Source organism: Reyranella sp., assembly GCF_965279625.1.
In the GTDB taxonomy this organism is placed as follows: Bacteria; Pseudomonadota; Alphaproteobacteria; order Reyranellales; family Reyranellaceae; genus Reyranella.
In genome coordinates this window covers 1856091-1876437 of record NZ_OZ257251.1, presented here as the reverse complement: position 1 = coordinate 1876437, position 20347 = coordinate 1856091, and the positions used below count along the sequence as shown (strand labels likewise).

Genomic DNA, 20347 nt, shown 5'->3' with positions numbered 1-20347 from the left:
GGGCGGCGGATGCCGCTTCACGCGTTCTGCTCCCCAGACTACTCGAAACAGCGCGCGCTGCGGATGGTGCAGGAGTTGCTGGGAACGCGTGCATTGCACTCGTTCCAGGCGGATCGCTCGGCCTCGTTGCGGGACGGGGCGGCGCCGTAACCGGAGGCTTGCCCGTTGTCGCTATGCGCGTAGGCGACACAGCGCTGCGGCGCGGCCATCCGGATCCTGCACTCCAGCGGCCCGCATTCGGCCAGCGCCGACGTCTCGGCGGCCTCGCGCGTCGCCATGCCGACCGCAACGCCGAACAGACGCTCGTTGTCGGTGGCCACGGCCCCCCAGACTTCCTGTGCATGGGCCGTCGCGGTCGTCGTGAGCAGGGTCACGAGAAGGATCGTGAGGTTCTTCATCATCGTGTGTTCTTTTCGAGAAAGGAGCGAACGCGGTCAATCGACTCCTGCAGGAATTGTGGCCCCCGCCAATCCTTCTGGATCTCAATGTTGGGCGCGAGCGCCGCGATCTCGCCGCTGGTATGCGCGGGATGCGGCTTGTCCGTGCCCGGCTGCAGCAGCAGCGGCGTCCTGCAGTTTCTGACGAAATCCCGCGTCACGGAGAAGACGAAGTCCGAACCGAACATGTTCTGGCCGAAGCTGCGGATCGTCTCTTCCGTGACGGACGGATCGCGCGCGCGCACGGTAGCGCTGTAGCCCTTGACGGCTTCATCCCAGGTATCGCGATTTTCCCACAAGCCGATAGGGTTCTGAAGGATGGCGGCGGCGACGCGGTCGGGTGCCTGCTCGATCGCCTCGAAACAATAGCTGCCGCCGATACAGCCGCCCATCACCGCGAAGCGCCCGAAGCCGAGATGGTCGATCAGCGCCAGGTGATCGGCGGCAAATGTGTGCCAGCCATGGTCGGGCTTCACATCGGCCACCGACTTGCCGGCATTGCGCTGGTCCATCGAGATGATGGTGAACTTGTCGGCGAGCGCATTCCGCGGGTCCATCCAGGCGCGCGGCGCGCCGTCGGCGCCGGGCCCCCAGAATTCGATCGACGAGCGCAGGCCGCCGGGCGCGTAGAGCAGCAGCGGAAAGCCCTTGCCGTGAACCTCGTAGTGAATCTCGGCATCGGGCCGCTTGAGGATCGGCATGCACTCGTCTCCGTTGAATCAACCTTGTGGCTTATAGCCGATCGAATCGATGATCGTCTTCCAGCGCGCGAGGTCTGCCGACATGCGCTCTGTGAACTGGGCGGGCGTCGAGGTCTCGACGTCGAGGCCGAGCTCGACAAGCTTCTTCTGGATTTCGGGAATCGCCAGAACCGCCTTCAGTTCCTTGCCCCAGGCGTCGATCAGCGGGGCGGGCGTCCGGGGCGGAGCGAAGAAGACGTACCAGCCGAGGATCGAGAGCTGCGGATAGCCGAGTTGGCTGATCGTGGGTATTTCGGGCGCCGATGTCGTGGGCTTCACGCCGGACGTGAAGATCACCTTCACCTTCCCGGCGCGATGATGCTCCAGGAAGTCGGTGATGCCACCGCAGCCGGCAGCGATGTGGCCGCCCTGCAGGTCGGCGACCAGCGGCGCGGCTCCGCGATAGGGCACCGGCTCGAGCGGGATGCCGACCGCCTTGCCCGCCATGACTCCGAAAAAATGCGTGAAGGAACCAAGAGCCGTCGTGCCGAAGGAGGCGCGGGTCGGGTTCTTCTTAAGCCACTCGACATATTCCTTGAGGTCGCCGACGCCGAGGGTCGGCGATACGCAGAAGGCGGTCTGGACCGTTCCGGCGAGGGTGATCGGTGCGATGTCGGTCATCGGGTCGAACGGCACGCCGGGCATCGTGAGCTTCTGCACGATGGTGGCCGAGGGCACATAGGCGATGGTCGTGCCGTCGGTCGGGGCGTTCTTCAGGTCTCCCACGGCTATGGTGCCCGAGGCGCCGGCCTTGTTGTCGATGATGACGTTGCGCCCGGTGCGCTGTTTCAGCGGCTCGGCGATCAGGCGGGCCATCACGTCGGTGCCGCCGCCGGCCGGGAAGCCGACCAGAATCTTCAGCGGCTTGTCGGGCAGGCCGGTCTGCTGTGCGCGCACACTGGCGGCGAGTGGGGCCGTCAGCGCTGCGCCGGTCATCAGAATGGAAGTGCGTCGGCCGATCTTCCTCGTGGTCATTCTTGTTTCCTCCGGATTTATTATTCTTACGTAACCAGGCTCCATGCGAGCTCCGCCCGTTCTCTCGCGGACTTGCTCATTTTGATCGAGTCGGGATTGGACGAGTTGCCCTGCAGCCCGCGCCGGTAGACGCCCTGCGCGATGGCGGCGAGGCGGAACAGGGAGAAGGCGAGGTAGTAGTTCCAGTTGGGGATCGAAGTGCGACCGGTGCGCCGGCAGTAGGCGGCGACATACTCCTGCTCGGTGGGAAGCCCCAGCGCCGCGAAGTCGACCGTGGCGAAGCCGTGCGGCGGCTCCTTGAGATGATAACCGAGACAATTGTAGGCGACGTCGCACAAGGGGTGCCCCAGCGTCGACAGCTCCCAGTCGAGCACCGCCACCACCCGCGGTTCGGTGGGATGGATGATCAGGTTGCCAAGCCGGTAATCGCCGTGGACGATTGTGGTGGGATCGCCGTCGTCGGGAATGTTCTCGGGCAGCCAGGACGAGAGCTTGTCCATGGCCGGGATGTCTTCGGTCTTGAGCTCGGCGTATTGCCGGCTCCAGCGCGAGATCTGGCGGGCGATGTACTGGCCGCTGCGGCCATAGTCGCCGAGACCGACCTCCTGGGGATCGACCTTGTGCAGGCGCGCCAGCACATTGTTCATCGAATCGAAGATGGCTGTTCGCTCGGCGGGAGTCTGACCGGGCAACGCCGGGTTCACCAGGATGCGGCCGGGCACGGCCTCCATGACATAGAACATCTGGCCGATGACGGCGTCGTCAGCGCAGAGCAGCCGGGCGGGTGCGACGGGCACATCAGTCGTGGCGAGGGCGGAGATGACGCGGAACTCGCGGTCGACCTGATGGGCCGAGACGACCAGCTGCCCCGGCGGCTTCTTGCGCAGCACGAAGTCGCGGCGGCCGTCCACCATGTCGGCGGCGACGAAGAAGGTCGGGTTGGAATGACCCGAATCGAACTGACGGACTTCGAGTCCGCCGCGATAGCCCTCGAGCTTCTCGCGGAAGTAGCGGTCGAGGGAGGCCACGTCGAAACGGTGGCGCTCCATCACGGGGACGGTGTCAGCGTATGTCGGCATGCGGCTTCGAGCCTAATGTCCGCGCGCGGCCTTGCGCAAACGCTGCATCCCGCAGGGAGGAACGAGCGGAACTCCTCCGTAAAGGACGCGTTGTTGGCCATCAGCGAGGTTCCGTGTCCCAAAATTCAGTCCTGCGGGTTCCGACCGTCAATCTACGTGGCGGGTCGGCGATACGTCGTCCGCTGATCGTTCTTGCGGTTTGCGCCGTCGGCGTCGTGGCCTACCTGGCGCGTGACTTCCTCATCCCCACGGCCGCCGCGATCGTCCTCGCTCTGATTCTCACGCCCGTGGCGAAGAAGTTCGAACGTCTTCGTCTTCCCCCGACGGCGGCAGCGGGTGCGTCGGTGACGTTGCTGGCTTTGGTGGTGGCGAGCCTGCTGGTGGTGGCGGCGCCGGCCCTCTCGACATGGGCTGAGCAGGCGCCCTACCTGACCTATACGCTGGAACGGAAGCTCGAGGGTTTGCGCAAGTCACTGGCCGTCGTGAAGCAGGTCACGGACCGGGTGGAGCAGGCAACCCAGGCGCAGCCCGCGCAAGCCAATTCGGAAAAGAAGCCTCCAGAGACGATCGTGGTACGAGACAAGTCGCTGCTCTCGGAGGTGATGAGCACGACGCCGGCGCTGCTGTTGCAGGTCGGCTACGCGGGGGTGTTGGCCTTCATGCTGCTCGCCCATCGCAACGACCACAAACGGCAGATCCTTCGCGTGCCGATCAACTTCCGAATCCGGGTGAGGATCGCGCGCGTCATGCGTGACATCAACGAGCGTGTGGGCACCTACCTGTTCGCGCTGGTGGTCATCTATTCCCTGGTCGCTGTCGCCTCGACGATCGTGCTTGCCTTGCTGGGCTTTCCCAATCCGATCCTGTGGGGCGTGCTGATGGGCCTCGCGTCGTTCGTGCCGTTCGTCGGTCCGCCGGTAGCGATCGGCCTGGTGGCTTTCGTGGCGCTGCTCACCTACGAAGATTGGATCCATATGCTGGCAGCGCCTGCGGTGCTTGCGGCCATCCATTTCGTGGAGTCCCAGCTCATCACTCCGACCTTCGTTAGTCGGCGCTGCGCCCTGAACACAGTCGCGGTGTTTGCGGGTGTCGCCTTTCTCGGGTGGATGTGGGGAGCGGTGGGCGCGATCGTGGCGGTACCGCTGTTGATCCTGGTCAGTACCGTGGCAGCGCATCTGCCGTCATTGCGCTGGCTGGAGGTGCTTTTGTCAGAGGATCGACCGGTCAGCGAGCGGCTCGCCGTGAAGCCGCCGCTGGCCTCGACGACGACACCGGTTCAGGTCCGGCGACGCCGGTTGGCCACGAAGTAGGCGCCACCCAGCGAGGCCCAGAAGAGGCCGACAATGGCCGATGCGCCGGCGGGGTCGAGGCGGCTCTCCAGCAACACGTACGCAGAGAAGGATAGAAAAATCGCCCCGACGCCCAACGCGAGCGCTGCGCCGAGGGCGAGGAGCGCGTTGCTCAGCGCCTCCTGTGCAGCTGTGCGCAGCGAACGGGCCGCGACCGAACTGGCCGCGACCCGGAGCAGAGGGCCGATCATCGAGGGGGTCGTCGCCGGAGCTGGCCGAGACGTACGAGTTGCCGGCCGGCTACTGCCGACGACAAAGCCAGCCTGCGAGGAAGCCGATGCCGGCGATGGCGGCCAAGGTCGTCAGCGGCCGCGCTTCGGTCTGTTCCACGAGCGTGTCGGTCGCCTTGTTCTTCAGGGCCACCGTGTCTTCGGCGATTGCCTTGGCGGTATCGCCGTACTTGGCAATCAGCTCGCGGGCCGCCTTCAGCGTGTCCTCGACGGCCTCCTCGCCGCGCGCGACGAGCGACTGACCGGTTCCGTTCATCGAATCGGCGAGTTCCTCGAGCTGCGCCTTGAGGGCAGCAATTTCCTTGCTCAGATCCTTGCCATTGGCGTGGCTGGTGACGCGCATGGTTGTTCTCCGGTGGGTTATGGGAATGTCTGGCAGATAACGCTCCCAGCCCGGCGAGGTTGCGCTCAGCCGTCCCAGACGTTCCGGGGCATCGGCAATCGCGCGAAGTCTGCATCCACGAGAGGTCGCTCGTGGGAAACGCCCTCGCGCTCCAGGAGCATCATCCACTGCCGCACATGTTGGCCGGAATGCCAGGTCGTGCGTTCGAGGAGCTCATGGAGAGTCTGCGGACCGTAATAGGTCGAGAGCAGGCGGGCCGCGCCGGTATCGCCCTGGGTCCACCAGTTTCGGAATCGCTCCTGCACCGAAGCGCCATAGGCCGCCACCGATGCCATATCCGCGTCCGGTGCCGGCTCTTCGCGAAACGCAGCCTGGACGAGGGTCGTGCCCCGTTCGGCATCGAGGAACGCGGCGACCACCCGAAAGAGATGAAAGGCGAGCGCCCGATAGCTGCGCGGCCGTCCCGGCACGTGGACATGGAGCTTCTCGGGCGGCATGAGCGGCAGCAGCCCGTTGGCGGCGCTCATGAACCTGTCGAGGCGCGCGTAGAGCTCGGCGGGCGAGAGTTCGGGGCCCGATTTTTCCTCGAGACCGAGGAAGGCCACGATCTCCCGGGTGCTCTGGCCAAAGATGAACTTGCTGCCACGGGAAAGTACCGGCACCGAGCGCGCACCCAATGACTGCAGCTCGGCCAGACCTGCCGGATCTTCGAGAACATTAACGGAGACGAATTCGATCCCACGGACCGATAGAAACTCTTTGAGTCTCAGACAGCTCGTTCAACCGGGCTGCCAGAAAACCTTCAGCGGCTCTGTCACTGCATTCTCCCTAATGTGTCAATTGGCGACCCGGATGCCCAGCATGTCAAGCAGGCTCCGCCACCGGGTGAGGTCTGTGGCAAGACGTACCGAACATTCATCGGGCTTCGTTACGCCCACGATCACGCCGTACTGGGTCAGCTGCTCCCGCACATCCGACCGCTCCACCGTGACAGCCAGCTCGCGATTCCAGGCGGCAATGCGGGGCGGTGGCAGGGCCGCGGGCGCGAAGAAGGCGTACCAGTCGATCAGCTGGAGCTTGGGGAAACCCAGCTCCACGACTGTCGGCACGTCTGGCAGGACAGGGCTTCGGGCCGGTCCGGAGGTGGCGACAATCCTGAGCCTCGCCCCGCGATGCTGGTGGACGAAAGACGCAAGCCCGCCACAGCCGGCAGGGATTCGCCCCGTGCCGAGGTCGGACGAAAGCGGGCCCGCCCCGCGAAAGGGTACGGGCTCGAGCGTAATGTCGTACTGCCGCCCCAACAGTTGCGCGAAATACTGAGAGAAAGTGTCCGGTGCGGCCGTGCCGAAACGAAGGCGGTCGGGCGGCCCATCCTTCACCCACTGCACGTATTCCGCCATCGTGCGGACGCCGATCGAAGGTGACACGCAGAACGCGGTCTCGAACGTACCGACGATGCCGAGCGGCGCGAGGTCGAGCATCGGATCGATCGGGAAGGTCGCAGGCGATGTCAGATGGCGGATCAGGATGGTGCTGGGAACCACTCCCACGATCGAGCCATCGGGTGCCGCTTTCTTCAGCGACTCGACCATGGTGAGGCCAGCGGCGCCCGGACGGTTCTCGACGGTAACGTTACGGCCGGTGCGCTGCTGGAGGGCCGGCGCAATGGCGCGGGCGACCAGGTCGGTGCCGCCGCCCACAGCATATCCCACCATGATACGCAGCGCGCGATCCGGCAGCGCGGACTGCGCGAGGGCCGGAAGCGGTAGGAAAGCCGCTCCGGCGGAGGTCAGGATTGAGCGGCGGTTCGGCCGAAGCATGGTTATTTTATACGCCATCCTGCGAATTCTGTATCAGCTCGCCCTGCAAATTCCCCCAACCGGTCTCGGCAGGCCGAAATGATCTCTCAACGTCGTGCCTTCATAGCCGGTCCGGAAAAGTCCACGTTTCTGCAGGAGAGGGACGACCTGGCTGACGAACACGTCGAGCATCGCGGGGAGCAGAGGCGGCATGAGGTTGAAGCCGTCGGCCGCGCCGTCGTTGAACCAGTCTTCGATCAGGTCGGCGATCTGTTCAGGTGTGCCGGCGGTCGTGAAGTGGCCGCGCGCGCCGGCGAGATAGGCGAGCAGTTGGCGCAGGGTGAACTTCTCGCGGCGGACCAGTCCGACGATCACTTCGGTGCGGCTTCGCGCGGCCTGGACCGTGCCGGGATCGGGGAAGTCCTCGGCCGTCAACGGCCGGTCGAGTGGCAGGTGCGAGAAGTCATGGCCGCCGAAGCGGCCGCTCAAACGCTTGCGCCCGACCTCGGGATCGGTGAGCTCGTTCAGATCCTTTGCCAGGCGCTTGGCCTCGGCTTCGGTCGAGGCGATCACGGGGCTGAGGCCGGGCAGGATCAGCACATGCTCGGACGGACGGCCCTCGGCCGCCGCGAGCTTCTTCAGGTCGGCGTAGAATTCCTGCGCGGTGGTCTTTTCCATCTGCGCGGTGAAGACCGCCTCGGCATGGCGGGCGGCGAAGCGGCGGCCGGTGTCGGACGAGCCGGCCTGCACGAACACCGGCCGGCCCTGCGGTCCGCGCGGCATGTTGAGCGGACCGGCGACACGATAGTACTTGCCCTCGTGGTTGATCGGCCGGATGCGATCGGCGCGCGCATAATTGCCGCTGGCGCGGTCGTCGAGCACGGCATCGTCGGCCCAGCTATCCCACAGGGCCTTCGCAACCTGCACGAACTCCTCGCCGCGCTCGTAGCGCTCGTCGTGGCTCACCAGACCCGTGCCCCCGAAGTTGCGCGCAGCCGGGGCGAGCCACGAAGTCACGATGTTCCAGCCGACCCGGCCGCCGCTGATATGGTCGAGGGAGCCGAACTGGCGGGCGAGATTGAACGGCTCGGAGTAGGTGGTCGACGCCGTGGCGATCAGGCCGATGCGTTGCGTCGAGCCGGCGATGGCGGCGAGCGCGGTGATCGGCTCGAGCCAGGTGCTGGCGGCGTGCGCCACGGTGTCGGCGAGCGCCAGCTGGTCGGCCAGGAAGATTGAATCGAAAAGGCCAGCCTCGGCGCGTTGCGCGAGGTCTCGGAAATACGCGATGTCGGTCAGCGCGAGCGGCGAGGAGTCGGGATGCCGCCACGAAGCTTCGTGATGGCCCCGGCTCTGGATGAACAGGTTGAGGTGGAGCTGTCGCTTCATCCCCTCACTGTGCAGCCGGCGCGTAGACCGACGCAAGCTGGCGCGACACGAGTCGCGCATAGAGACCGCCGCGCGAAACCAGAGAGGCGTGCGTGCCGCTTTCCGCCACCCGGCCCTCGTCCAGCACCACGATCAGGTCGGCATCGCGTACGGTCGATAGACGATGCGCGATCACGATGGTGGTGCGGTCGGCCTTGAGCACGTCGAGCGCGCGCCGCACCGCCTGCTCGTTCACCGCATCGAGATGCGACGTCGCCTCGTCGAGGATCAGGATCGGCGCGTCCTTCAGGAAGGCGCGCGCGATGGCCACCCGCTGGCGCTGGCCGCCGCTCAGGCTGGTGCCGCGCTCGCCGACCGGCGAGTCGAGACCCAGCGGCAGCGCCGCGACCAGCTCGCCCAGCGACGCATGCTCGATCACGGCCAGCAGCTCGGCCTCCGTCGCCTCGGGCCGCGCGATCAGGATGTTGGCGCGCAGCGTGTCGTTGAACAGGTAGGTGTCCTGCGCCACGAGCGCCACAAGGCCGCGCAGCTCGTCGAGCTTGTAGTCGCGCAGGTCGGTGCCGTTCAGCGTGATGCGGCCGGTGTCGGGGTCCCAGAAGCGCATCAGTAGTTGCGCCGTCGTGGTCTTGCCGGCACCCGACGTGCCGACCAGCGCCACCGTCTTGCCGGCGGGAATGGCAAAGCTGACATCCGACAAAGCTCGCCGGGTCTGGCCGGGATAGGTGAAGTTCACCTGTTCCAGCGCCAGCGCCGCCGCTCCGCGCGCGGCGGGCACGCCCCGGCCGTCGCGCACCGGGATCGGCTCGTTGGCCAGCGCATAGACGCGCCGCGTGGCGCCCAGCGTGTCTGCGAGCTGACGGCCGATCTGCGCGATCTCGGAGACCGGCAGGAAGGCCGACATGGCGAGGATGGTCATCAGCGGCAGCAGCCCGGGATCGAGCGTGCCGCGCGAGGCGAGGACGGCGCCGACCACGACGATGGCGAGGCCGCCCAGGCCCGTCAGCACTTCGAGGATGGCGTGCTGCATGGTGAGCTCGCTGAAGAAGGGCAGGCGCAGCGAGATGTGGCGCTCCGACAGTTCGTCGAGCTTGTCGCCGCGCGCGCGCTCCTGCTGGTTGGCCACGATCTCGCCCAGACCCTGCACCGAGTCGACGGCGAAGGCGCCGAGCTCGCCGGCCGCCTCGCGCGCCTGGCTGCCCAACCGGTCCACCCTCTTGCGCATCAGGAACGGGCTCAGGCCCACGGCCAGCAGGAACGGCACCAGCGTGATCGCCAGCCAGCCACTCGTCATGGCCAGCGCGATCACCACGGCGGCGGGGATCAGGATCGCCACGAAGGCCGGCGCCACCGTATGGGCGAAGAAATACTCGACCAGCTCGATGTCGTTGGTGGCCAGCGCCATCAGGTCGCCGGTGCGGCGGCGCGTGAGATAGGCCGGCGCCAGCGCGTCGAGCTTGCGGAAGGCGTCGATGCGCATCTCGGCCAGCAGGCGGAAGGCCATGTCGTGGGCCAGCCAGGATTCGAACCAGTGCAGGATGCCCGAGACGGGCGCCAGGATGGCCAGCGCGATGGCCAGGCCGCCATAGGGCTGGTGATTCTTGAGCGCCAGCACGATCAGCGCCGAGAGAACGCCGATGCCGATGAAGGAAACGACGCGCGCCACGCCCAGGATGAAGGTGGCGGTGAGCTTGCCCTTCCACGGCATGATCACCTTCATCAGTGCCACGACGACCTGATACCAGGTCAGGCCCTCGGCCTTGATGATGCCTTCGGTGACCGGCTTCATCGCACCGCCCGAGGTGCTGGCGATCGTCTCGGCGCGCTGGGGGACCGCGAGCGCATCGAGCGTGACGCCGGCCTGCTGCTCGCGCGCCTGTTCGGCCATGAGCTGCGCATAGACGCCGCCCTGGCTCATCAGCTTGGCATGCTTGCCCTCTTCGGCGACATGGCCGCGGTCGAGCACGAGGATGCGGTCGCAGTCGATGACGCTCGACAGGCGGTGCGCGAGGATGAGCGTCGTGCGGCCCTGCATCAGCCGGTCGAGCGCTTCCTGGATCACCGCCTCGTTCTCGGCATCGACGGCGGACAGGGCCTCGTCGAGCACAAGGATCGGCGTGTCGCGCAGCAGCGCGCGGGCGATGGCCACCCGCTGGCGCTGGCCGCCGGAGAGCTTGATGCCCTTTTCGCCGATGATCGTCGCGTAGCCCTGCGGCAGGCTCTCGATGAAGTCGTGAATGTTGGCGGCCCTGGCCGCGTCCTCCATCTCCTCGCGCGAGGCGCCCGGCCGGCCGAGGCGGATGTTCTCCTCGACCGTGCCGTGGAACAGGAACGTGTCCTGGTTCACCACCGAGATCAGCGAGCGGATCTGCGCAAAGGACAGCGTGCGCAGATCGTGGCCGCCCAGCAGGATGCGGCCCTGGTCGGGATCGTAGAAGCGCAGCAGCAGGCGCACGATCGACGACTTGCCGCCGCCCGAGGAGCCGACGAGGCCGAGCCGCTCGCCGGCAGCCGCCGTGAAGTTCAGCCGCTCGTGCACGGTGCGGCGCGTGCCGGGATAGGAGAAGCGCACGTCCTCGAAGGCGATCGTGGGGGCCAGCAGCCCATCGAGACGGGCCGGCGCCGGGTCGATCACCGACGGCGTGTCGTCGAGGATGCGGTAGATGCCCTGCGCCGCCGAGAGGCCGACCATGCCCTGGTGCAGTACCGAGCGCAGCTCGCGCATCGGCCGGAAGATCTCGATGCCCAGCATCAGGATGACCAGCAGCGAGGTGAGCGTCATGGCTCCGGCTTCGACCCGCGAGGCGCCATAGATCAGCGCCGCCGCCGCACCGCCCGCGATCGACGTGTCGGTGATGCCGCGCGCCAGCGAGTTGGTGCCCAGCACCCACATGGTGCGGCGGAACAGATCGCGGGCTTCCACCTCGAGCTTGTCGGCGCGCGCCTTGCCCTGGCCGAACGCCTTCAGCGTCGCCAGCCCCTGGATCGAATCGAGGAACTCCGCGGCGAACGACTTGTAGGCGGTCATGCGCGCGATCGAGGCGCGCACGTCCCATTTGTGCCAGAGGGCCGGGGCGAACAGCGCGACCAGCGCGAAGCCCAGCATGACCAGCGCCACCGGCAGGTCGATGAAGGAGATGACGGCGAAGATCAGAAACGGCGTCAGCAGCGCGATCAGGAACTGCGGCAGGAACTGCCCGAAATAGGTTTCGAGCTGCTCGACGCCGTCGATCATGGACAGGGTGAGACCGCCGGAGCGCTGCCGGCCGACGGTTGCCGGGCCGAGCGAGGCGACCTTGTCGTAGAGCGTGCGGCGCAGCATCTTCTGGACCCGTGCGGCCGTCTCGTGCGCCAGCACGGCGCGCCAGTGCTCGGCCACACCGCGCAGCACCATGACCCCGGCGATCAGCAGGATCGGGAGAATGAGTTCCTGCAGCGGCCGTCCAACGAAAATCTGGCCGATCAGCCAGCCGAGAAGGCCGAGCCGGGCGATGCCGCAGCCCACGCCCAGAAGGCCGACGGCGACGGTGGCGGCGATGCGGGCACGCACGCCCTTGGTGAAGACGAGGAGGCGGGGTTCGATGTGCATGATGCGATGCTAGGGCGAACACCCGTATTCGTCAGTCCACATTTCGGAAAGCCCGCTGTACATTTCTGAACATGGACAAGAACTGGGACGATCTCCGCATCTTCCTGGCCCTGGCGCGCGGCGGCACGCTGACGACGGCGGCGAAGGCGCTGGGCGTCAGTCATCCCACGGTCTCGCGCCGCATTCAGGCGCTGGAAAAGCAGATCGGCGCGCGCCTGTTCGATCGGTTGCCCGATCGCTTCGTGCCCACCGGTGCGGGCGAGGAGCTGCTGGCCGACACCGAGGCGATGGAGAAGGCGGCGCAGTCGATTCACCGCCGCAGCGCCGGGCTCAGCGACACGGTGAGCGGCACGGTGCGGCTCTCGGCGGAGGAGGCGACCGCCGCGCTGATCGCCCGCTACTCCGCCGAGCTCAGGCGCAAGCTCACTCAGATCGAATTCGAGGTAGTTTCGAGCCACACGCTGGCCAACCTGTCGCGCCGCGAGGCCGACCTCCTGATTCGCGAGCAGGTGCCGGAGGTGGGTGGCATCGTCGCGCGCAAGCTGGGACGTCTGGCCTACGCGGTCTATGCCGCGCGCGATTTCCCGGTGAAGCGCTCCACACCGGCGGCGCTGGCCGCGCTGCCCTGGGTCGGCTTCGACGACGACCATCTGCGCATGCAGGGGCAAAGCTGGTTATTGGACTTTCGTGGCGGGCGCCGTCCGGAGATTCGCGGCAACAACTGGCTGGTGCTGCACGACGCGGCCCGCAGCGGCGCCGGCCTCGCCGTGCTGCCCTGCCATCTCGGCGATCCCGACCCGATGCTGCGCCGGATCGGCGGCATCATCCCCGACGTCTTCGCCGACCAATGGCTGCTGGTGCATCGCGACCTGCGCGCGCTGCCGCGCGTGCGCGCCGTCATGGATGCGGTGATCGACCTCTTTCATCGCGAGCGACCGTTGCTCGAAGGCCGATCGTGACCGCTGGGGGCGCGCCACTGCGCGCGGGGTAACCCCCGCGCTGAAGTGGCGCGTCATGTCTTCAAGCGAGCACTGCCATACGCCAGGAGGCAGCGTTGATCGCGAGCCCTGCCTCGACCGAGTTTTGATCGATATAGCCGCGCGAGCGCTTTCGAAGGAAGGCTATCGGCAAGCCGAAATGTCACGAATTGCGTGGCCTCAGCAGAATCGAAGTGCGGCAGGTAGTTGCGGGAATGCCAGCCCTTGTGCTGCATGGTTGGCAGCCTAGTGATAGCAAGAAAGACGCGCCACTGGAGTGGCGCGTCCCCCGCGGCGTATGCTCTTAGCAAGTAATACCGGGAGAAAACGTCATGAAAAGGGTTGCTGTGGCGGCCGTGGGATTCGCATTGCTTGTAACGGCTGGATCGGCAAACGCTCAGGAATGGGCGCTGCCGATGGCGGCAAAGCCGGAGGATGTCGGGCTGTCGTCGGCTCAGCTCAAGCGCATCGAGGCGGTGACGCAGAAGCATGTCGATGACGGGCTGGTGCCGGGCGCGGTGATGCTGGTGGCGCGACGGGGCAAGGTTGCGTGGGTCTCGACGCTGGGCAAGCGTGACGTCGCGCAGGGCGATCCGATGAAGGCCGATTCGATCTTCCGCATCTATTCGATGACCAAGCCGATCGTCAGCATCGCGGTCCTGCAGATGGTGGAGGAGGGGCGCCTTCAGGTCAGCGACCCGGTGGCCAAGTTCCTGCCCGAGATCGGCGGGATGAAGGTCGCGCAGGAGAAGACCGCCGCCGACGGCACGCACTCGCTGCTGCTCTCCGATCCGGAGCGGCCGATGACGGTGCAGGACCTGCTGCGCCACACGTCCGGCCTGATCTACGGCGGCCGGGGCGCCTCGCTGGTCAACAAGGCCTATGTCGCGGCAAAGATCGGCGACCGGTCGATGAGCAACCAGGAATTCGTCGCCAAGCTCTCGACCCTGCCGCTGCGCTTCTCGCCCGGCGCCCGTTGGGAGTACGGCGTTTCGACCGACGTTCTGGGACGTCTCGTCGAGGTCATCGACGGCAAGACCCTGGGCGAGTCGCTGTCGGAGCGCATCTTCAAGCCGCTCGGCATGGTCGACACGCAGTTCCAGGTGCCGGCTGCCGAGGTGGCGCGGGCCGCCCAGCCCGGGCCGCGGCCCGGCGGGCAGCCGATGACGCCGCGCTTCAAGGTCGACGATGGCGCGAAGTTCGAGTCCGGCGGTGGCGGACTCACCTCAACGATGAAGGATTACCTGCGCTTTGCGTCGATGCTCGCGAACGGCGGCGAGCTGAACGGCAGGCGCCTGATCGGCAGGCAGACCCTGGCCTTCATGACGGCCGACCATACCGGGACGCGGCCGGGCCGGCCGCCCGGTCTGGGGTTCGGCCTGGGCTTCGAAGTCAGGACCATGACGGGCGAGGCGGCGCTTCCAGGCTCGGTCGGGGAATATGGCTGGGCCGGCAATGCCGGCACGCTCTTCTGGGTCGACCCGAAGAACGAGCTGACGGCGATCTACATGGTCCAGGTGAGCGATCCCGACCGGGTGGCGCTGCGGAATCAATTCCGCACGATGGTGCAAGCCGCGATCATGGATTAGAAGGACCTCCTCCAGGGAGGGAGATACTTCATGATCCGTCGTTCGTTTCTGGCGCTGACCGGTCTGCTTCTGGCCGGTCCGGCCGCGGCCCAGCAGCCGCCGCTCAAGGTGGCGCTGATCTACAGCAAGACCGGTCCGCTCGAGGCCTATGCAAGGCAGACCGAGGCCGGCTTCATGCTGGGCCTGGAATACGCCACCAAGGGCACGATGGAAGTCGATGGCCGCAAGATCCAGGTCATCCTGAAGGACGACCAGTTCAAGCCCGACCTCGCCAAGGCGGCGCTGGAGCAGGCCTATGGCGACGACAAGGTCGACATCGCCGTCGGCACCACCGGTTCGGCGGGCGCGCTCGCCATGCTGCCGATTGCCGAGGAGTACAAGAAGCTGCTGATCGTCGAGCCGGCCGTGGCCGACCAGATCACCGGCGAGAAGTGGAACCGCTACATCTTCCGCACCGGGCGCAACTCGACCCAGGACGCGCTGGCCTCCGCCGCGACCCTGAAGGACGAGAACATCAGCATCGCCACGCTCGCCCAGGACTATGCCTTCGGCAAGGACGGCGTCGCCGCGGTGAAGGCAGCACTTGCCGCGGTCGGCTCCAAGGCCAAGATCGTGCACGAGGAATATGCCCCGCAGGCCACGACCGATTTCACGGCGTCGGCGCAGCGCATCTTCGACGCGCTCAAGGACAAGCCCGGTCGCAAGGTCGTGGTCGTGGTGTGGGCCGGCGCCCATCCGCTGCCGAAGCTGATGGACCTCAAGCCCGAGCGCTTCGGCATCGAGATGGCGCCCGGCGGCAACCTGCTGCCGGTGATGGCCGGCTGGAAGCAGTTCCCTGGCCTCGAAGGCGCGATCTACTACTATTGGGGCTTCCCCAAGAACCCGGTGAACGACTGGCTGGTCACCGAATACAAGAAGAAGAACAACGGCGTGCCGCCTGACTTCTTCGTGGCCGGAGGCATGAGCGCCGCCATCGCGCTGGTCGAGGCCGTGAAGAAGGCCAAGTCGACCGACAGCGAGAAGCTGATCGCGGCGATGGAAGGTATGAGCTTCGAGACGCCCAAGGGCACAATGACCTTCCGCAAGGAAGACCACCAGGCCCTGCAGGAGATGTATCACTGGCGCATGAAGAAGGACGCGCCCGACAACGTCGACCTGCTCGAACTGGTGCGCGTGATCCCGGCGAGCGAGATGACGCTGCCGATCAAGAACAAGCGCTAAGAGTTATTGGAGCGCGCCACTCCAGTGGCGCTCATGATCATGATGCGCCACTGGAGTGGCGCGCTCCTATAAAACCGATGCTCGAGACCAAAGACCTCACCATCCGCTTCGGCGGACACGCGGCCGTCGACGGGGTGTCGTGCGCCTTCGAGAAGGGCACGCTCACCTCGATCGTCGGGCCGAACGGTGCGGGCAAGACGACCTACTTCAACCTGATCTCCGGGCAGCTCCCGGCCACCTCCGGCCGCGTGACCCTGAACGGCCAGGACATCACGAACCTCGCGGCGCCGCGCCGGACGCGGCTCGGCCTGGGGCGTGCCTTCCAGCTCACCAACCTCTTTCCCAACCTCAGCACGCTCGAGAACGTGCGGCTGGCGGTGCAGGTGAAGAGCGGCAAGGGCTATGACCTCTTTAGCCGCACGCTGACGCATCGCGAGCTGATCGACCGGGCAATGGCGCATCTCGCCGCCGTGTCGCTGGCCGACCGCGCCCAGGCGATCGCGGCGACCCTGCCGCACGGCGACCAGCGCAAGCTCGAGGTCGCGATCCTGCTGGCGCTCGAACCCGACGTGTTCATGTTCGACGAGCCGACCGCCGGCATGAGCATCGACGAGGTGCCGACCATCCTCGACATCATCGCCGCCATCAAGAAGCGTGGCGACAAGACGATCCTCCTGGTCGAGCACAAGATGGACGTGGTGCGCTCGTTGTCAGATCGCATCGTCGTGCTGCACCAGGGCAAGCTGGTGGCCGACGGCAAGCCCGCCGAGGTCATCAATTCCGACATCGTGCGCGAGGCATATCTTGGAGGCGCGGTCGATGCGTGAGCGCGCTTCAAGCTTTCCTCCCCATTCAAATGGGGAGGTGGCCCGCAGGGCCGGAGGGGGCATCCTCTTCGGCGCCGCGCTTCTGACCCCACCGTCGGCGTATGAGGCCGACACCTCCCCATTTGAGTGGGGAGGCAGGCCATGAGCGCGCTTCTCTCCCTGCGCGGCGTGCAGACGCATATCGGCCGCTATCACATCCTGCACGGCGTCGAGTTCGACGTGGCCGAAGGCGGGCTCACGATGCTGCTGGGCCGCAACGGGGCAGGGAAGACCACGACCTTGCGCACCATCATGGGCATGTGGCGCGCGGCGGCGGGCGAGATCCGCTTCGACGGGCGCGACATCACGCATCTGCCGACGCCCGACATCGCGCGGCTGGGCATCGCCTATGTGCCCGAGAGCATGGCGATCTTTGCCGACCTCACGGTCCAGGAGAACCTCGTGCTGGCCGCGCGATCGGGGCCGCCGGACCAGAAGCGGCTCGACTGGATCTTCTCGCGCTTCGAGGCGCTGAAGCGGTTCTGGACCCTGCCGGCGGGACACCTGTCGGGCGGTCAGAAGCAGATGCTGGCGGTGGCGCGCGCCATCATCGAGCCGCGCCGCCTGCTGCTGATCGACGAGCCGACCAAGGGGCTGGCACCCGCCATCATCGCCAACATGATCGACGCCTTCCGCGAGCTGAAGGACGGGGAATCAACCCTGCTGGTGGTCGAGCAGAACTTCGCCTTCGCCCGCCAGCTCGGCGACTCGGTTGCGGTGATGGACGACGGCAGGGTGGCGCACCAGGGCGGCATGGCGGCCTTTGCCGCCGACGCAGGCCTGCAGCAACACCTGCTCGGGCTGGGGATGGACACGCACCAATGAAACGCGACTGGCTTCCGCTGCTGCTCATCCCGGCGCTGATGATCGGCGCCCTGCCGCTGATCGGCTCGCCGGCGAGCTGGGTGACGCTCACCGTCGCGGGCCTTGCGATGGGGCTGATGATCTTCATCATGGCCTCGGGCCTCACGCTGACCTTCGGCCTGATGGACGTGCTGAACTTCGGACATGGCGCCTTCATCGCCGTGGGCGCCTTCGTGGCCGCCAGCGTCATGCTGGCGCTGGCGCCCTGGATGACTGCCGATTCGATCTGGCTCAACCTCGCGGCCATCGGTCCGGCCGTGCTGGCGGCGATGGTGGTGAGCGGCGTGCTGGGCCTTGCCTTCGAACGCGTCATCGTGCGGCCGGTCTACGGCCAGCACCTGAAGCAGATCCTGGTGACGACCGGCGGTCTGATCGTTGCCGAACAGCTCCTCAAGGTGATCTGGGGACCGGACCAGATCACGCTCAGCCGGCCGGCGGCACTGCGCGGCGCCTTCCTGTTCGGCGACGTGGCGATCGAGAAGTATCGCGTGCTGGCCGTCGCGGTCGGGCTGGTGGTGTTCGCGGCCCTCGCGCTGACGCTGAACCGCACCCGCATCGGCCTGCTGATCCGGGCCGGCGTCGAGAACGGCGAGATGGTCGAGGCTCTGGGCTATCGCATCCGCCGCCTTTTCGTCGGTGTGTTTGTCGTCGGCTCGGCACTGGCCGGCCTCGGCGGCGCCATGTGGGGCCTCTACCAGGAGACGGTGACGGCGGCGATCGGCGCCCAGGTCGCCGTGCTGGTGTTCATCGTCATCATCATCGGCGGTCTGGGCTCGGTGGGCGGCTGCTTCGTCGGCGCGCTGCTGGTCGGCTTGACAGCCAACTACATCGGCTTCCTGGCGCCCAAGGTGGCGCTGGGGTCCAACATCCTGCTGATGGCGCTGGTCCTGCTGTGGCGGCCGCAGGGCCTCTATCCCGTGGCGAAGAGGTAGAGCCATGCTCCGCTCGATCCTGTCCGACGACCTGCCGCGCAGCCGCTGGCTGGCGCTGGCGCTGGTCGCCATCCTGGTCGGCCTCGCGGTGGCGCCGTTCCTGTTTCCCGGCGCCAAGTCGCTGAACGTCGCGGCCAAGATCTGCGTCTTCATCGTCCTGGCGGCGTCGTTCGACCTGCTGCTGGGCTATACCGGCATCGTCTCCTTCGCCCACACGATGTTCTTCGGCATCGGCGCCTATGGCGTCGCCATCGCGCTCACGCGGATGGGGGCGGGGTGGGATGCGGTCGCCCTCGGCACCGTCGCGGGGCTCGTCGTCGCCATCGTGCTGGCAACGGTGATCGGCCTGTTCAGCCTGCGCGTACGCACGATCTTCTTCGCGATGATCACGCTGGCGGTCGCCAGCGCCTTCGCGATCCTGGCCTCGCAGCTCTCGGACCTGACAGGCGGCGAGGACGGGCTGAACTACCGGCTGCCGGCGGTCCTGCGCACCTCCTTCTCGTTCGGCGATACGCTGTTCGGCGTGCGCCTCAACGGCCGGCTGCTCGACTATTACCTCGTCTATGCTGCGTCGCTGGCGCTGATCCTGGTCCTGCTGCGCATCGTGAACTCGCCGTTCGGCAGCGTCCTGATGGCGATCCGCGAGAACCCGTTCCGGGCCGAGGCGATCGGCTACCGCACCGTGGTCTATCGCACGATCGCGAGCTGCATCGCCGCCGCCACCGCGGCGCTGGCCGGCGCGCTGCTGGCCCTGTGGTCGAGCCAGACCAATCCCGACACGACGCTCAGCTTCGACATCATGGTCGACATCCTGCTGATGGTGGTGATCGGCGGCATGGGCACGATGTACGGCGCCGTCATTGGCGCGGTGCTGCTGGTGTTCGCCCAGAACTACCTGCAGGACCTGCTGGCGATCGCCAACAAGGCGCTGGTCGGCGTGCCGCTGCTGGCCAACCTGTTCCACCCCGACCGCTGGCTGCTGTGGCTGGGTGTGGCCTTCATCCTCTGCGTCTACTTCTTCCCGGCGGGCATCGTCGGCCGTTTGCGCCAGAAGCGTTAGGCGGCCGGCGCCGGGAATGGCTCGACATAGGTCTCGCCGCTGCGGCCGTAATAGACCGCGCGCTGGCCCTGCATCGAGACGAGATAGCCGACGCAGCCGGCTTCCATGATCTGGCGGCAGAAGGCGAGGTACTTGATCTTGCCGGCCTGGATCGCGCGCACCGCGGCCAGTACGCCGTCGGCCGAAAAGGCAGGGGCGGGACGTGTTTCGGCCGTCTTGTCTGTCACGCGATGGGACTGGCCGTCGGGCATGAAGTAGGTCGTCTCTCCGCGCACCAGATCGGCGTGATATCGCTCGACGCCCGCGTCGATGAGGCGGCCGACGACTTCGCCGAAGGTGATGCGCTCCTCGTGGGAGGCCCGGCTGCATTCTTCCATGACGGCGATGTCCATGGCTCTGTCCTACTCGGTGGGGATGGTCTTGAGATCGTGGCGGCGCACGATCTCCTTCAGCGCGTTCTCAAGCGCCGCGCGTTTGGCCGGTTCCAGATGGCCGAAGAACTCGGCATCGTTGCGGTCGGCCAGTTCCGCCAGCTTCGGCACCAGCGTGCGGCCCTCGTCGGTCAACGACAGCGTCTGCTGGCGCCGGTCCTCGGTCGAGGCGGTGCGCGCGATCAATTCCTTGGCAATCAGCCGGTCGGCCAGCTTGGAGATCGCCCCGCGGGTCATGCCGAGCCGATCGGCTAATGCGCTGGGCTGAATATCGGCGAGGTCGAACAGCTCGCGCAGCACGACCCATTCGGCAACGGTAACGTCGCGCGCCTGCAGCTTGAGACTGAAGGCGTGCGAGACATGGTTGGAGACGAAGCGCAGCCAGTAGCCCAGGTGGGTTTCGAGATCGGATGTCATGCGTTGACTAGGAAACTATATTAGGGTGATTGCCTAGTCAACTACTTTGCGTGCGCATTAAGCTGC

General features: G+C 66.7%; 20 protein-coding genes. 8 read left to right on the top strand and 12 right to left on the bottom strand.

Annotated elements, in window-relative coordinates; translation table 11 throughout:
* Nucleotides 1-38: 38 nt before the first annotated feature.
* From ACQY78_RS09145 to ACQY78_RS09130, 4 genes are read right to left on the bottom strand one after another with little or no spacing between them, the layout of a single operon-like run.
* Nucleotides 39-401, bottom strand: a complete 363-nt coding sequence (locus ACQY78_RS09145) for a DUF4189 domain-containing protein (protein WP_428684842.1) — start codon at nucleotides 399-401, stop codon at nucleotides 39-41.
* Nucleotides 398-1138 carry an alpha/beta fold hydrolase gene (locus ACQY78_RS09140; RefSeq protein WP_428684840.1) on the bottom strand — a complete coding sequence of 247 codons (741 nt, stop codon included), beginning with the start codon at nucleotides 1136-1138 and terminating at the stop codon, nucleotides 398-400. Before ACQY78_RS09140 ends, ACQY78_RS09145 begins: the two co-directional genes overlap by 4 nt.
* An 18-nt stretch (nucleotides 1139-1156) precedes the next feature.
* Entirely contained in the window at nucleotides 1157-2152 is a 996-nt protein-coding gene (locus ACQY78_RS09135) for a tripartite tricarboxylate transporter substrate-binding protein (protein WP_428684838.1), read from the bottom strand.
* A gap of 26 nt (nucleotides 2153-2178) precedes the next feature.
* The gene (locus ACQY78_RS09130; RefSeq protein ID WP_428684836.1) at nucleotides 2179-3231 is read right to left on the bottom strand and encodes a phosphotransferase; all 1053 of its coding nucleotides are present in this window, start codon (nucleotides 3229-3231) and stop codon (nucleotides 2179-2181) included.
* On the opposite strand from ACQY78_RS09130, the gene ACQY78_RS09125 reads away from it, so the two are divergent.
* The gene (locus ACQY78_RS09125; protein WP_428684834.1) at nucleotides 3222-4541 is read left to right on the top strand and encodes an AI-2E family transporter; all 1320 of its coding nucleotides are present in this window, start codon (nucleotides 3222-3224) and stop codon (nucleotides 4539-4541) included. The two genes, ACQY78_RS09130 and ACQY78_RS09125, sit on opposite strands and share 10 nt — an antisense overlap.
* Here the strand turns inward: ACQY78_RS09125 and ACQY78_RS09120 are convergent.
* The 6 genes from ACQY78_RS09120 to ACQY78_RS09095 all read right to left on the bottom strand — a co-directional run bounded on the left by ACQY78_RS09120 (nucleotide 4508) and on the right by ACQY78_RS09095 (nucleotide 11924).
* Nucleotides 4508-4771 carry a hypothetical protein gene (locus ACQY78_RS09120; RefSeq protein ID WP_428684832.1) on the bottom strand — a complete coding sequence of 88 codons (264 nt, stop codon included), beginning with the start codon at nucleotides 4769-4771 and terminating at the stop codon, nucleotides 4508-4510. The two genes, ACQY78_RS09125 and ACQY78_RS09120, sit on opposite strands and share 34 nt — an antisense overlap.
* Nucleotides 4772-4820: 49 nt before the next feature.
* The gene (locus tag ACQY78_RS09115) at nucleotides 4821-5153 is read right to left on the bottom strand and encodes a hypothetical protein (protein ID WP_428684830.1); all 333 of its coding nucleotides are present in this window, start codon (nucleotides 5151-5153) and stop codon (nucleotides 4821-4823) included.
* Nucleotides 5154-5218: 65 nt separating this feature from the next.
* Nucleotides 5219-5923, bottom strand: a complete 705-nt coding sequence (locus tag ACQY78_RS09110) for a DinB family protein (protein WP_428686344.1) — start codon at nucleotides 5921-5923, stop codon at nucleotides 5219-5221.
* Nucleotides 5924-5989: 66 nt separating this feature from the next.
* Entirely contained in the window at nucleotides 5990-6973 is a 984-nt protein-coding gene (locus tag ACQY78_RS09105; RefSeq protein WP_428684828.1) for a Bug family tripartite tricarboxylate transporter substrate binding protein, read from the bottom strand.
* A 33-nt stretch (nucleotides 6974-7006) separates the two neighbouring features.
* Nucleotides 7007-8338: an LLM class flavin-dependent oxidoreductase gene (locus tag ACQY78_RS09100; protein WP_428684826.1), complete on the bottom strand. Its 1332-nt coding sequence runs from the start codon at nucleotides 8336-8338 to the stop codon at nucleotides 7007-7009.
* Nucleotides 8339-8342: 4 nt separating this feature from the next.
* Nucleotides 8343-11924, bottom strand: coding sequence for an ABC transporter ATP-binding protein (locus ACQY78_RS09095; protein WP_428684824.1), 3582 nt, complete (start codon nucleotides 11922-11924; stop codon nucleotides 8343-8345).
* A 71-nt stretch (nucleotides 11925-11995) separates the two neighbouring features.
* On the opposite strand from ACQY78_RS09095, the gene ACQY78_RS09090 reads away from it, so the two are divergent.
* From ACQY78_RS09090 to ACQY78_RS09060, 7 genes are all read left to right on the top strand, one after another.
* Nucleotides 11996-12883, top strand: a complete 888-nt coding sequence (locus tag ACQY78_RS09090; protein WP_428684822.1) for a LysR family transcriptional regulator — start codon at nucleotides 11996-11998, stop codon at nucleotides 12881-12883.
* A 350-nt stretch (nucleotides 12884-13233) separates the two neighbouring features.
* Nucleotides 13234-14490, top strand: coding sequence for a serine hydrolase domain-containing protein (locus ACQY78_RS09085; RefSeq protein ID WP_428684820.1), 1257 nt, complete (start codon nucleotides 13234-13236; stop codon nucleotides 14488-14490).
* Nucleotides 14491-14520: 30 nt separating this feature from the next.
* Nucleotides 14521-15711 carry a substrate-binding domain-containing protein gene (locus ACQY78_RS09080; RefSeq protein WP_428684818.1) on the top strand — a complete coding sequence of 397 codons (1191 nt, stop codon included), beginning with the start codon at nucleotides 14521-14523 and terminating at the stop codon, nucleotides 15709-15711.
* Nucleotides 15712-15788: 77 nt separating this feature from the next.
* Nucleotides 15789-16538 (top strand): ABC transporter ATP-binding protein, encoded by a 750-nt coding sequence (locus ACQY78_RS09075; protein ID WP_428684816.1) that lies wholly within the window; start codon nucleotides 15789-15791, stop codon nucleotides 16536-16538.
* A 141-nt stretch (nucleotides 16539-16679) separates the two neighbouring features.
* On the top strand, nucleotides 16680-17402 hold the full coding sequence (locus tag ACQY78_RS09070; RefSeq protein WP_428684814.1) for an ABC transporter ATP-binding protein: 723 nt from the start codon (nucleotides 16680-16682) through the stop codon (nucleotides 17400-17402).
* Nucleotides 17399-18373 carry a branched-chain amino acid ABC transporter permease gene (locus ACQY78_RS09065; RefSeq protein WP_428684812.1) on the top strand — a complete coding sequence of 325 codons (975 nt, stop codon included), beginning with the start codon at nucleotides 17399-17401 and terminating at the stop codon, nucleotides 18371-18373. Before ACQY78_RS09070 ends, ACQY78_RS09065 begins: the two co-directional genes overlap by 4 nt.
* A 4-nt stretch (nucleotides 18374-18377) precedes the next feature.
* On the top strand, nucleotides 18378-19433 hold the full coding sequence (locus tag ACQY78_RS09060) for a branched-chain amino acid ABC transporter permease (RefSeq protein WP_428684810.1): 1056 nt from the start codon (nucleotides 18378-18380) through the stop codon (nucleotides 19431-19433).
* Here ACQY78_RS09060 and ACQY78_RS09055 read toward each other — a convergent pair.
* On the bottom strand, nucleotides 19430-19825 hold the full coding sequence (locus tag ACQY78_RS09055) for a DUF1398 domain-containing protein (protein WP_428684808.1): 396 nt from the start codon (nucleotides 19823-19825) through the stop codon (nucleotides 19430-19432). The genes ACQY78_RS09060 and ACQY78_RS09055 overlap by 4 nt on opposite strands.
* A 9-nt stretch (nucleotides 19826-19834) precedes the next feature.
* Nucleotides 19835-20281: a MarR family winged helix-turn-helix transcriptional regulator gene (locus ACQY78_RS09050; RefSeq protein WP_428684806.1), complete on the bottom strand. Its 447-nt coding sequence runs from the start codon at nucleotides 20279-20281 to the stop codon at nucleotides 19835-19837.
* Between the last annotated feature and the right edge of the window lie 66 nt (nucleotides 20282-20347).